General features: G+C 61.1%; 10 protein-coding genes and 2 tRNA genes. 6 read left to right on the top strand and 6 right to left on the bottom strand.

Annotated features, from left to right (window positions below; translation table 11 throughout):
• Position 1: 1 nt before the first annotated feature.
• Positions 2–2,266, bottom strand: coding sequence for a 5-methyltetrahydropteroyltriglutamate--homocysteine S-methyltransferase (gene metE, locus NX84_RS01355; RefSeq protein WP_039672971.1), 2,265 nt, complete (start codon positions 2,264–2,266; stop codon positions 2–4).
• The gene (locus NX84_RS01350) at positions 2,263–3,186 is read right to left on the bottom strand and encodes a methylenetetrahydrofolate reductase (RefSeq protein ID WP_039672969.1); all 924 of its coding nucleotides are present in this window, start codon (positions 3,184–3,186) and stop codon (positions 2,263–2,265) included. The genes metE and NX84_RS01350 overlap by 4 nt, the downstream gene beginning before the upstream one ends.
• Positions 3,187–3,501: 315 nt before the next feature.
• Here NX84_RS01350 and NX84_RS01345 point away from each other — a divergent pair, with 315 nt between their 5' ends.
• The 6 genes from NX84_RS01345 to NX84_RS01320 all read left to right on the top strand — a co-directional run bounded on the left by NX84_RS01345 (position 3,502) and on the right by NX84_RS01320 (position 9,851).
• Entirely contained in the window at positions 3,502–4,386 is an 885-nt protein-coding gene (locus tag NX84_RS01345) for a hypothetical protein (protein ID WP_039672967.1), read from the top strand.
• A 226-nt stretch (positions 4,387–4,612) separates the two neighbouring features.
• A complete protein-coding gene (locus NX84_RS01340) occupies positions 4,613–4,816 on the top strand; it encodes a hypothetical protein (protein WP_039672965.1) in 204 nt (67 codons plus the stop codon).
• A 52-nt stretch (positions 4,817–4,868) separates the two neighbouring features.
• Positions 4,869–6,443 carry an ABC transporter transmembrane domain-containing protein gene (locus NX84_RS01335; RefSeq protein WP_039672963.1) on the top strand — a complete coding sequence of 525 codons (1,575 nt, stop codon included), beginning with the start codon at positions 4,869–4,871 and terminating at the stop codon, positions 6,441–6,443.
• Positions 6,440–8,275 carry an ABC transporter ATP-binding protein gene (locus NX84_RS01330; RefSeq protein WP_039672961.1) on the top strand — a complete coding sequence of 612 codons (1,836 nt, stop codon included), beginning with the start codon at positions 6,440–6,442 and terminating at the stop codon, positions 8,273–8,275. Before NX84_RS01335 ends, NX84_RS01330 begins: the two co-directional genes overlap by 4 nt.
• A 41-nt stretch (positions 8,276–8,316) precedes the next feature.
• Positions 8,317–8,790 carry a GNAT family N-acetyltransferase gene (locus tag NX84_RS01325; RefSeq protein ID WP_039672960.1) on the top strand — a complete coding sequence of 158 codons (474 nt, stop codon included), beginning with the start codon at positions 8,317–8,319 and terminating at the stop codon, positions 8,788–8,790.
• A 113-nt stretch (positions 8,791–8,903) separates the two neighbouring features.
• A complete protein-coding gene (locus tag NX84_RS01320) occupies positions 8,904–9,851 on the top strand; it encodes a polysaccharide deacetylase family protein (RefSeq protein ID WP_039672958.1) in 948 nt (315 codons plus the stop codon).
• Positions 9,852–10,072: 221 nt separating this feature from the next.
• Here the strand turns inward: NX84_RS01320 and NX84_RS12300 are convergent, their stop codons facing one another.
• The 4 genes from NX84_RS12300 to NX84_RS01300 form a co-directional block, all read right to left on the bottom strand.
• Positions 10,073–11,905, bottom strand: coding sequence for a collagen-like protein (locus tag NX84_RS12300; protein ID WP_052319606.1), 1,833 nt, complete (start codon positions 11,903–11,905; stop codon positions 10,073–10,075).
• A 514-nt stretch (positions 11,906–12,419) separates the two neighbouring features.
• Positions 12,420–12,492 (bottom strand) — tRNA-Ala (locus NX84_RS01310).
• A 9-nt stretch (positions 12,493–12,501) separates the two neighbouring features.
• Positions 12,502–12,578 (bottom strand) — tRNA-Ile (locus tag NX84_RS01305).
• A 110-nt stretch (positions 12,579–12,688) separates the two neighbouring features.
• Positions 12,689–13,036, bottom strand: coding sequence for a DUF3566 domain-containing protein (locus tag NX84_RS01300; RefSeq protein WP_039672956.1), 348 nt, complete (start codon positions 13,034–13,036; stop codon positions 12,689–12,691).
• Between the last annotated feature and the right edge of the window lie 2 nt (positions 13,037–13,038).

The following is a 13,038-nucleotide window of genomic DNA, read 5'->3' as shown; positions in this document are numbered from 1 at the left end:
CCTACAGGCTGGAGCGGACCTCGTCGCGGGCGAGGACTAGGTTGCGCAGGGAGGCCTCGGTCTCCTCGTAACCTCGTGTCTTCAGGCCGCAGTCCGGGTTGACCCACAGGCGCTCGGCCGGCACGTTCTTGAGAGCGGCGCGGATGAGCTCGGCCATCTCCGCCACGGACGGGATGCGCGGCGAGTGGATGTCATAGATGCCCGGGCCAATCTCGGAGTGGAACTTTTCATCGATGTCCTCGAGGAGCTCCATGCGGGAACGGGCCGCCTCGATGGAGGTGACGTCGGCGTCGAGGCCGGCGACGGCGTCGATAATCTGGCCGAACTCCGAGTAGCAGAGGTGCGTGTGGATCTGCGTGGTCGGCTTAGCCTCGAGTGCTACGAGGCGGAAGGAACGAACTGCCCAGTCGAGGTAGGTCTTGCGGTCCTGCTCGCGCAGCGGCAGCAGCTCGCGCAGGGCGGGCTCATCGATCTGGATGATGTCGATGCCGGCCTCTTCGAGGTCGCGGACTTCGTCGGCCAGCGCGACGCCGAGCTGGTCCGCGGAGACGGACTGGTGAACATCATCGCGCACGAAGGACCAAGCCAGGATGGTCACCGGGCCAGTAAGCATGCCCTTGACGTGCTTCTCGGACTGGGACTGGGCAAACTTCGCCCACTCGGTAGTCATGGCCTTCGGGCGAGAGATGTCGCCAACGACGATTGGCGGGCGGGTGCAGCGGGAGCCGTAGGACTGGACCCAACCGTTCTCGGTGACGACGAAGCCGTCGAGAAGCTCGGCGAAGTACTGCACCATGTCGTTGCGCTCCGGCTCACCGTGGACGAGGACGTCGAGGCCGAGACGTTCTTGCAGTTCGATGACGGACTTCACCTCGTTGCGCAGGGCTTCGGTGTAGTCAGCATCGGAGAGCTCGCCCTTGCGGTGCGCGGCTCGGGCGGCACGGATTTCAGAGGTCTGTGGGAAGGAGCCGATGGTGGTAGTCGGCAGCTGCGGCAGGCCGAGGGCTTCTTGAGCCTTGTTGCGCTCAGCGAACTCCGGCTGGCGCTGGACCTGGCCCTCCGGCAGCTGCGCGGTGCGATCCTGAACTGCCTGGTTGTGGGTACGAGAGGACTCGGCGCGAGTACGCACAGCGCGGTCGGCTTGTGCATAGGCCTCAGGGGCGTCGAGGGGGCCGGCGGCGAGTGCTACGACCTCACGGATTTTCTCGTCAGCGAAGGCGAACCACGTAGCAACATCCACCGGCAGGGAGGTCTCTGCCTCAACGGTGTGCGGGACGTGCTGCAGAGAGACGGAGGTGGTTACGGTAACACCCTCACCCAGGGTCTCGAGCTTCTCGCGCAGGTCGCGCAGGTTCGCGGCCCAGACGTTGCGGCCGTCGATGAGGCCGGCGGCGAGGTGGGTTGCCTCGGCGAGTTTCTTTACGCGCTCGAGGTAGGAGTTGTCCAGAGCCAAGGTACCCACGGAGAGATCGACCTGGGCAGCCTCCGGCTTAAGCTCAGCGATGGCGTCGAGGCCAGCGTTAAGGGAGCCATAAGGCGACGTCAGGTAGACCTGCGGGCGCTTTTCCGCGGCGAGGATGCGGCCATAGGCGGTCTTGAGGGCAGCGGCCAGGGTGGCGTCGTCAGCCGCGGCGAGGTCAGCAACCAGGGCCGGCTCGGCCAACTGGATCCACTCCACGTTGGCGTCGGCAAGCTGCTCCAGCACGGTGAGGTAGGACTCCACCAGCTCATCGAGGCGGTCGAGCGGCTGCGTGGTAGCGCCTTCAGCCTGCTTGGACAGGGCCAGAAGGGTCACCGGGCCAACGAGAACCGGGCGCACGGTGTGGCCAGCCGCGCGGGCCTCCTCCACGATCTTCAGCACGCGCTGCGGGCGGGCGGTGAAGGGCTGGTCATCGGTGATTTCCGGAACGATGTAGTGGTAGTTGGTGTCGAACCACTTGGTCATCTCCAGCGGCGCGGTGTCCTTGTTGCCACGGGCCAGGGTGAACTCGTCATCGAGGCTCTCGCCCTCGACCGCACCCACGGTCAGCGCGGTCTCGAGAACGTGGTCGTAGTAGGCGACGTCGGCCGGGATGGCGTAATCCTCAGTGAGACCCAGCTCCTTGAGTCGAGCGTACGTGTCGAGGCGCAGGGAGTGTGCTGCGGACTCGAAAGTCTCAGCGTCAATCTTGCCGGACCAGTAAGACTCCAGCGCGCGCTTGAGTTCGCGGTGAGCGCCAACGCGGGGGTAGCCCTCAATTGTGGCCTTAGGGAAGGATGCGGTCATGGGGTGACTCCAATTCGATTCAGCAGGTCAGTCGTAATGTCAGGGTTGTTGTGCGTGTAGATGTGCAGTCCATCGGCACCGGCGTTCAGCACGGATTGCGCCAATGAGGCTGTAATCTGCATGCCTATTTCTTGTTCTTCCTCGGATGAGGTCGCTGCCGCGAGCCGGTCAAGGACCTTTGTCGGCCCATCCAGCCCGGACAGCTGGCACATTCGCTCCACCCGAGCACGACTAGTCATAGGCATGATCCCGGGGATGAGCGGAATGCGCACACCCGCCAGCCGGGCGCGCTGGGCAAAGCGAACGTAATCTTCCGCGTCAAAGAAAAGCTGGGTTATGGCGAAGTCCGCGCCGAGGCGCTGCTTGGCCAAAAGGACGTCGATATCTTCGTCCGGCGTGGCGGACTCGGCGTGGCCGTTGGGGTAACAAGCCACACCGACCGCCAAGCGGCCCGCAGCCAAACGCGCCACGCGGGCGGATTCCCAGCGGCGGATAAGCCGGACGAGGGAGTCTGCATGCGGCAGGTGGCCTTCAGGCATGCCCTCCTCGGGGAGGTCACCGCGGAGGGCGAGGAGGCCGCGCACGCCGGCGTCGACAAGCGTGTCGATCCAGCCAATGAGCTCCTGCTCAGTACCGGCGGTGCAGGCCAGATGAGCCAGTGGACGCATCGCGGTATCGCGGGAAATCTTCTCAATGAACGCCGCGGTGCCCTTAAGCCAGCCAGAGCGCTGGGAGCTGGTCACCGCGATGTAGTCCGGGTTATACGCGGACAGCGTGGCGAGCAGGCGGTCAATCTTGGCGGCATCGGCGTCGTGACGCGGCGGGATCACTTCAAAGGAGAGAGCGGTGCGCTCGAGGCGCTTTGGTGTATCTTCGCTGATTTGGTCTAGTGGCGCGGACGCGGAGAGTCGCGGGGACATAGCCACCTCCTCTGCAGGTTATCGGGGTAAGTCTTCGTTGCTGTTGATGAAAACGTACCAAGCTGTCCATTTTGACGGGAAGCATTTACTTATTGGTCATACCTTTTTAGCCCGGCCAGCTGCACCGTTAGCCGCAACCCAAGGTGAATAAAATATTCCCGATCCGTACAAAGCTGTCTATTTTGGCCGTACTGCTTGGCGCTCCCCACACCCAGTGGCGGGGCATGGCCGGCGCCACTACGCTGAAAGGGAGTACCCAGCGAAATAACACCGCTCCTCCCCTAACACACGCTACGAAAAGGAGAACCACTCCCGATGAACTCCACCGCTTTGTCCACCACCGTCCAGGTGGCCTCCTCCCTGTGGAACCGTTTCCAGGACTACCGCGAGGAAAAGTCCCGCGAGGCCTACTCCGTTCTTGAAACCGCCGCCGCACGTATGGACGAGCGCGACCAAGACTGGTTCCCGGAGGCCCGCCGTGAGGCTGGTGCCGTAACCAAGGCTGCCCACTCCCGCCTCGAGCGCGCCCTGGAGGAGCTCAAGGAGCGCAGCGAAAACACCGCCGAGAAGCTGGCCGCTGCGGCTGAAGACGCCCAGGACAAGGCCTCCACGCGCCTAAGCAAGGCACAGAAGCAGGCCGAAAAGAAGGCCGCCTCGCTGCGCAAGCAGACTGAAAAGAAGGCCACCAAGGCAGACAAGAAGGCCCGTAAGAAGGCAGCTCAGGTCCAGAAGAAGGCCCGCAAGGCCACCGGCAAGGAGAAGAAGGGCTCGAAGGTATGGCTCATCTCCGCACTCGTGGCCGCTATTGCCGCCATCGCCGGTGGTGTGTACTACTTCTTCACCCAGAAGAAGGAAGAATCCAAGGTTCCGCCGCGCGTGGAGGACTTCACCACCCCGTCTACGTCTGCACCGCAGGGCTCCACCTTGGTCTACACCTCCACCACCGAAGATGACGCTAAGGTCCCGTCGCAAGGCTCCGACCTGGCTGAGGATGGCGTCGTCGAGCGCGATGAGGAGCTGCTGGGTTCCCTCGACGAGCAGCTGGCTAAGCACCGCGAGGAAGAAACCGCGATCCAGGACGCCGTGGAGACCGAAATCGAGGTCAGCAACGCCGACAGCGAGGGCGTTGACACCTCCCGCATTACCGATGACCACGAATCTGAGGGCAAGCACCGCCTGCGCACCGAGGATGAGAATTAATCCTTTCGCAGGCTAAGCCGCCCTGCCTAACTCACACGTCACGTCACCCTCTCCCCCGACTTTGGGGGAGAGGGTTTCGTTGTCTTGATCTCACTGCTTTGCCCCCGCGCGCGCGACCTGCTTGAATCGATCGATGACTTCCATCGATCGGCCGACGATCGGTGCCCGCGCGTTGTTGTCGCGCTGGAGTTTGTAGTGGTAGCAGCACCCCCAAGGAGATTAGGACATGAGCTTCGAATCACTCATCGTCAAGCTCAAAGGTGGCGACACCTTTTACTTCCCCGCAGGTGCCGTCGCGGGTGACCCCTCCTCCCGCGTAGATAACCTGCGCTTTGCCATTGAAAATGGCACCCAGTTCACGTCTGTTGACGACTACGGCGTGGAGCGCGAGTTCAACGGCTACGACGTGGATAACTACCACCTCGCCTAGCACTGTTATCTAAGTCACCCTATATCGCTGCGGGGTTATAGTATGAGTCTTTATGACTCACTATCCACGCATGAAGACGTGGTCGTGGTACCTCCCCGATGAACCTTCCACGGGGGAGGTTTCTCTCACCGCCACCACCGACTTCTCCCGCTCTGCTCAAGCCACGTGGCGGCTGCTCGGTGCCCAGCGCACCGGCGTTATCGGCATCTTCATTGCCACCTTTATCAACGCTCCGCTCGGTGCCTTGGTCTCCGTGATCATCGGCCAGACCACGCAGTATGCCTTCTCCGATCCCTCCTGGCGCACCGTAGCCCTGCCGCTTGCGGCCACAGCGGCGATCCTCTATATCGCCTACATCTGCGAAGCCACGGCGGATGCGTTTACGGATCTGAGCCAGGCACGCACTACCCACACGCTGCGCCTTAATCTGCTGGATAAGCTGTTGGACGCTTCCACCGCCGGGATCAATCCGGGCCGGCTGCTCAACACGATGGATGAGGATTCGCATTACATTGGTCAACTCAAGCAAATCCTCAACTTCCCGCTGGTCATGGTGGGCTACCTCTTAGGCGCAATGGTTAGCCTCGCCCCGATTTCCTGGCAGGTCTCCGGCGCGCTCCTCCTCGGCGCGCTCGCCACATCGTTGGCGTCCTGGGCCACGGCAAAACCACTGACTAAGGTAGCTGCGCGCCGCCGTCAGCTGGAAAACACCGCGCTCTCCCTCGCCACGGACTTTGCGCAAGGCTCCCGCGTCATTAAAGGCTTGGGCGCCAAGGACATTGCCCGCCAGCGCTTTTCCGATGCCGCCCAGGACGCGCTGACCGCCATGCTGAAAGAGGCGAAGCGTGCATCCCTCATGGCATGGATTCGTCAGATGGTTCCCGCCGCCTTCGCCGTGGGAATTCTCGCGTGGACCTCCTGGGAAACCTTTGAGGGTCGCATTGCCCCCGGCGGCATGATGGCGATTACCATGCTAGTGCCGCCGGCACTGACCGTGTTGGGAGTCTCCCTAGGCCTACTTACTGAGAACTGGGCCAGGGCGCGGGCCTCCGTGGAACGCGTCGGTGAACTACTCAGTGACCTCTCCACCAATACCGCCGAAGCTACCAGCACGCCCATCGAGCTCTCCCCTGGCCTCCACGTGTGGATGCCCACCACCACTGAAGGTCGCGACACCGTGGACTCCTGGGTGCGCTACCTTAACGACCATGGCGCCTTGTGCCCGCCGCACCGCATTTCCGTGCTGGAGGGCACCCTAGAGGACAACGTCGATCCCCTCCGCAGCGCTAGCACCGCGCAGCTTCACGACGCCCTCCACGCCTCCGCCTGCGAGGACATCGTTATCCGTCTCGGTGGCTTCGGCCCCAACGGTGAGCTGCCCTCCGCTCCCATCGGTGAGGCCGGACTCAACCTTTCTGGTGGCCAGCGCCAACGCGTCGCACTTGCCCGCGCGCTCACGCTCGACCCTGATGTCCTCGTCCTGGATAACCCCACGACGGGACTGGATTCGTTGACCCTGGCGGATGTGGCCAAGCGCGTGCGTGACCTGCGCACTGGCAAGGTAACCGTGGTCATCACGTCTGCCTCCACGTGGGCCGCCAACGCTGATGAGGTGGTGGAACTATGAGCACTGCACACGAGACCACCACCAAAGACCGCGCCGATGCCCTGGCCCCCGCCTCCCCGCAGGAATGCCTGCGCTTCCTCAAGACCTTGCCCAGTTCGCCCAGCAGGCTCGGCATCGCCCTTTTCTTTGGGCTGTTTACCGTGACTGTCGTCATGATGAACCTGGTCTCCCAGTTCCTTGGCCGTGTCGTCGACATCATCCAAGGCGTCGAACTACCCGTCCTCGGTACTGGGCGCCACGCCATGGTGGGCGCACTCATCGTCATTGGCGTGGGCTACCTGGTGGAGGTCACCGGCCGCACCGTGGGCCGCTACCTGGTCACCTCCACGACCCGCCGCCTGTCGGTGGATCTGCGCACCTCAGCGCTGGATTCCACCCTCGGCGCTCCCGTGCCCGCCGTCATGGAACTGGGCACCGGCAACGTCATCACGCGCCTATCCAAGGACATCGATACCGTGGTGATGACCATCTCCATGATGGGTGACCGCCTCGTGCTGACCCTCTTCATGCTGCCGCTGACAGCAGTCATGATGGTGTTCATCCACCCTGCCTATGCCCTGCTCTTCATCGCGGTGGGCTGCCTGCTCTACCCCTTCATCCGCGGCACCATGCGGGACATCCCCGCCGTGGCCAACGAAGTCTCCTCGGTGGAGGCCTACCGCAACAACGTACTGCTGGACACCATCCGCGCACTGGAAACCCTCCGCCAGTTCACGCTTAAGGACTGGGCGCATACCCGCATGGAGCGCTACTCCTGGGACACCGTGCAGGCCTGGGGTAATAAGGTCCCGCTCATCAACCGCATCGTGGGCCAAGGCGCCCTCGCCTTCGGCGTGCTGCTGCTGGGCTCAGTAGCCATGTCCGTGCCCATGGTCATGGCCGGCTGGCTTACCCAAGGCCAAGCTACTGCCGCGGTGCTGCTCGTCATGCGCCTAGAAGTCCACGTCTTCAACATCCTCTTCTTCGCCGGCGAAATCCAGCATTCCGTTACCTCCCTCGGTCGCGCCGTGGCCCTCGCCACCCTCGAGGACGCCGCCAGCACCGGTGCGAAACAGAAGGGCAAGAACGCGAAACACAAGGACACTCCTCGGCTGACCCACGCCCCCACCATCACCATTAAAAACCTCTCCTACAACTACCCGGGTGGCGCGCCTGTGCTTCGCGACGTCTCCCTTACCCTCACCGCCGGAACCACCACCGCCCTAGTGGGCACCTCCGGCGCGGGTAAATCCACCCTGGCGTCCCTCGTCGCCGGACTGCAATACCCCACCCAGGGAAGCATCAGTCTCGACGACATCGACACTGCCACGGTCCCCAACACGTGGATCACCGAACACGTCGCGCTCATTACCCAGGAAGTCCACCTCTTTTCCGGCACGCTGCGCAATGACCTTCTGTTGGCCAAGCCCGGTGCCAGCGATGAAGACCTCTGGGCGGCACTCCACACCGTAGGTTTGGACGAGCACTCCCGCTGGCTGCCCAAGGGCCTCGACACCCTCATCGGTGCCGGTCACGAGGAGATCGGCGCGGAAGCCGAACAACAGCTCTCCCTTGCCCGCATGATCCTGCGCCAGCCGCCGGTGCTCATCATGGACGAGGCCACCTCCGAAGCCGGCTCCGAGCATGCTGAGGTTCTCGAGCACTCCGCCAAGGCTGTCACCACAGGTCGCACCGCACTCGTCGTTGCCCACCGCCTGGACCAAGCCCGTGAGGCCGATCGCATCATCGTCATGGAACAAGGCCAAATCGTGGAAGACGGCACCCACGGCGAGCTCATCGCACTGAACGGCCGCTACGCCAAAGCCTATGCACAGTGGGAGCACGGCAGCTAAGTATTGGGGGGCAACCGTGTGCTTCGTCCTACCATGGACTCATGCATCTTCTCCCCTTGACTGAAGCCGACCGCACCTACCTTGCCCGCCTCAACTTCCTTGCCGATACCTTTGGTGATGAGCACAAAGCCCTTCCCGATGGTTTTGAGGAGGGCTTTGATTACTACCTCGGCGACTGGGAACCTTCACGGGGCGGATTCGTCGCCTGGGAGGGCCACGTACCCGCCGGTGGTGTATGGCTCAACTGGGGCACTGCTGAGCGCCACGGTTTTGGTCACGTGGCTGAGGGCATTCCCGAGCTTGCCCTCGCAGTCGAATCCCGCTTCCGCGGCCAAGGTGTGGGCACCGTGCTTATCGACGCCGCCACCAACCTCGCCCGTGAGATGAACACTCCCGGCATTTCTCTCTCCGTGGCCAAAGACAATGACCGCGCCCACCGCCTCTACCTACACCTGGGCTTTGAGCCGGTCAACGAACGCGAGGGCCACATTGTCCTAGCCAAGCGCTTCGTCTAAACCTCACACGCCACACAACTTAACTAATTTCACTCTAGTTGCGTGTCACTAGGCCATTTGCCACAGCATGCGAGTGAGAATAAGGGGCCAAATTGTCTCCGGAGAAGGTTGTCATGCGTCGCACTAGATTCTTCACACACTCGCTCGCTGCCCTCACGCTCGCGGTCTCTACCGCACTGCCCAGCGTTGCTACCGCAGCTGAGCTCCCCAAGCTCCCCGCACCGGGAATCCCGGCGCCACAACTGCAAGTGCCTGCCGACGTCCGGAAGGAAATCGACCGCATCGAGGAAGACGCCTACAATGCCCTTCCCAAGGAGCTCCAGAACAACCCCATCTTCGCCGGCTCCTCACGCCCCCAAGCGCCCAGATCGAAAGACAAGAAGAAGCCATCAGCCAAAGATAACAAGCAAGGCGCGGACAAACACCACAAGAGCAACCAGCACTCCCAGTCCGTAGCGGACGCGGCGTGTTCTAACTGCGTTGCCGTCACCTACGATGACGGTCCCGGTGAACTCACGGCCCAAGTGCTCGATACCCTCAAGGCCAAGGACGCGCATGCAAGCTTCATGGTGCTCGCTCCCAAGGCCTACGCGCATCCTGAGCTTCTGCGCCGCATGAAGGCCGAAGGCCATACCGTGGGCAACCACACCGCCACACATCCCGAACTGGACAAACTACCGGCAGGCCAGGTAGACGGAGAGATCAAAGCAGGCGCTGCCGCCATCAAGGCAGCCACCGGCGATAGCCCACGCTGGCTCCGCCCTCCCTATGGCGCAACCAACAACACCGTCTACAAAGCCGCACAGGCCAATGGCCAAGCCCAAGCACTCTGGTCAGTCGACACGCTCGACTGGAAAGACCGCAACACCGACCACGTCTGCCGTGCTGCCGTCGACGGCGCACAACCAGGCGCCATCATACTCATGCATGACATCCACCCCACCACCGTCGCAGCCACCGACTGCGTCATCGACGGCCTCCGCGCCAAAGGCCTCGAGCCAGTCAGCCTCGACCGCCTCATCCCAAACCCGGAAGCGGGAAGGCAGTATCTAAATCGTTAACTGGCGACAGTTTCACTGCATCCATTCTGGAGTCATTAACTACTAAGTACTTAACCTACAACGAAAAGTGGCTCCAACCACTACGGTTGGAGCCTTCAGTTTTCACTGGGAGGAGTCAACTGAAGCGTCTTCTATCAGAAAACAAAAAGTGCCCCGCCTTATGGCGGGGCACTTCTATTGGCTTACTCCGTTAGAGGCGGAGTGACATTAGCTACCGGGAATTAGAACGGGAGCTTGATGTTCAGAGCCTTGGCGATTGCCGGGAAGGCAGCAGCAACTGCAGCCAGAACACCAGCAACGATGCCGAAGATAGCGAGGGGGGTCGGCTTGCCGTTGTTGGACAGCTTGTCCTTAGCGGAGCCCTTGTCGCCCTTCTTGTTGTTGTCGCCGTCCTTGCCGTCGGAGCCGTTGTCGCCGTCCTTGCCGTCGGAGCCGTTGTCGCCGTCCTTGCCATCGGAGCCCTTGTCGCCGTCCTTGCCGTTGTCGCCACCAGCAAGGTTCTCGAGAGCATCAGCGATGCGCTGACGGTCCTTAGCCTCCTGCTCGGCACGCTCACGCTCATTCTTAGCCTGCTCCTCGGCAGCCTGGGAGTCAGCGATTTCCTTCTGAACGCCGTTGTCAGCGTTGACAACCTGGCGGTAAGCCTCTTCGTACTCGAGGTTGTAGTTGTTCGGTCCGAACCAGAGCTGCTGAGCTGCAACCTTCATTGCCAGGTAGTCGAGGCGCTCCTGGTCAGTGCCGCCGTCCCAGACAGCAACCTCGGTGTTGCCCCACGGGCTCTCCGGGTTAGCGAAGTCAGCCGGGATCTGCGGGGTCCAGATACGGTTGCCATCGAAGTTAGCCTCGTCGGAAGCCCACTCCTTGAAGCCCTTGAACTGAGCGACCTGCGCCTCGTAGGTCTCCATGTTCTTCTGCTTAGCGATGGACACGATGCCGGTCTGGTGAGCGATGAGCTCAGCGTAAGCCTCGCGGAGGGTCTTCTGCTCACCGTTAACAACTACGGTGCCGTTGTCGTCGGACTCGCGCAGCTCGAGGACGCGAGCACCGATGGCGAACTCAGCCTCCATAGCGCGCAGAACGCGAACCTGAGCGTGAGCCTGGTCCAGGTAGCCCTGGCGAACCAGGATGTCGGCGCCCTGAGCACCGCGGGAAGCCTCGAGGGCTGCCTTGCGAGCCTCCTCCAGGGCTGCACCGTCCTCCTTGAGCTGCTCCAAGAGCATCTCAGCATCAGCGATCAGCTGCTCAAGCAGCGGAACATAGTCGCGAGTGATGTAGCTGTTCTCGTTCTTATCAGCGTTACGCCAACCAGCGTAGTCGAGGCGCTCCTTGTAGGTCTCGATGGTCTTCTTGAAGATCTTGATGTTCTCTTCCGGGGTATCCTGCACGGACTTGAAGTCCTCCGGGTCGACCGGGTTCAGCTTCGGAGCCTCAAGCGGCGGAAGGTTGGACTTGTCCTCGTCGTTGACCTTGTTGGAAACGAATGCGTTAGCCTTGTTCAGGTCGCTCTCCAGCAGGCCGAGCTTGCCCGCATCGTTGCCATCCTTGGGGTAGCGCTTGCCACCAGCGATGTTGGTAACGGTGTTGTTGTAGTCGAAGGCCTTCTCTTCGTAGTTAGCCCAAGCCTTGTCAGCGCCCTTGTCGTTCTCCAGTGCGTAAGCTACGGAAGCGCGAGCGTCCTGAACGTTCTTCTCAGCCTGTGCGAGCTGCTTGGTAGCCTCGTTGGCTGCAGCCTGGTATGCCTTGTGGTCTGCCTGCTCGGAACGGTCGAGACCGTCGGTGTTAGCAGCAGCGGCAGCTTCGTAGAGCTCGCGGAACTGGTTGTTGTTGACGATGTAGTGGTCGGTTGCAGCTACGCGGTCGCGGAGCTCAGCCTCGGTGACGTTCTTAGCTTCTACATCCTTGGCCAGGGATGCGTCCGGCTCGTTGAAGCCGCCGCCCTGGATGTTGGTGGTGGTGGTGTCCTCAGCGAAAGCCGGGACTGCAACACCGGAAACACCGGTGGCTACTGCGATAGCACCTGCGAGAGCGGCGGTGCGAACACGGTTCTTGAACATGTAATTCCCCTATGAGAGTTGAGGTCGGACTGTGAAAATTATCTTACGATAACCGTCGTGTAGGGCGACGCTAGCAATCGTTCTTTATGAATGATCTTCACATTCTCAACGAGTAGTGCAGCTTTTGTCGCTGAAGGCAAGATTATCGGAGTTTTGTCGCTCTTTCCAGTCAAACGCAACAAGTTTCCAAAGTTTTTCCAACCCGTTGTTGACCGTCACCGACTAATCAGCAGGTAGATGACAGTGTTTTATACGCGAGGGGCTAGTGTAACTATTTCGAACCTCTGTGAATGCTGTGAATGATTTTACCCCTATACGGGTAATAATTACATTTATGTCATTCGATAGGCACCGAAACGAGGCGCCAAGTCTGGCAACCTAAATCGATTCCACTCGGCGCCGGATCAACCGGGCACGTCGGTTAACTCTCGGGTCCACATTCAGGGTCCAGCCCTGGAGTTGAAAAAGTAAAGACGCCCAGCGTCCATCGCTGGGCGTCTTTACTTTTATGCTGTGGAGCATAGGAGAATCGAACTCCTGACCTTCTGCTTGCAAAGCAGATGCTCTACCAATTGAGCTAATGCCCCATTGTTCCGTGGTGGGCCTAGCTGGAATCGAACCAGCGACCTCATCGTTATCAGCGATGCGCTCTAACCGACTGAGCTATAGGCCCTTACCGGAACGAGTAGTAACTCTACATAGGACTGGCGATCTATTACAAATCGCCAGGTCAATCGACATTTCCTAGGTAGTCTTAGAGCACTATTACCGCCATTCTTTTGGCTAACGGTGCGGCTCGTCTTGTAGTCGCACCTTGAAGCCGCCAAAGACGTCAACAATGGCGTTATATATAACAGCCATGATCGGCGCCAGCAGCGTCATGAGTACAGCAATAATGGCACCGAAAAGAGCAGCCGCAGAGACTACAAGGCCGAAGCTGACTTCAAAGCCTCCACCAACACCGCCCACAAGGCTGTTGAGAGAATCCCAGATTCCTGCTTGGTCGAGGCCGAGGTACAGCAGACACACTGCGATAATCCAGGCGACCAAGCCAACGAGGGACATGGCGAGCCCCACGCGGAAAGCCGACATCGGTGAAATCCGCGCTAGGTGCAGCTCTCGTCCGATCATGA

This window comes from Corynebacterium minutissimum (assembly GCF_000805675.1).
In the GTDB taxonomy this organism is placed as follows: domain Bacteria; phylum Actinomycetota; class Actinomycetes; order Mycobacteriales; family Mycobacteriaceae; genus Corynebacterium; species Corynebacterium minutissimum.
Note: the sequence above shows the minus strand (reverse complement) of the source record. Positions and strands in the feature narration are given on the sequence as shown.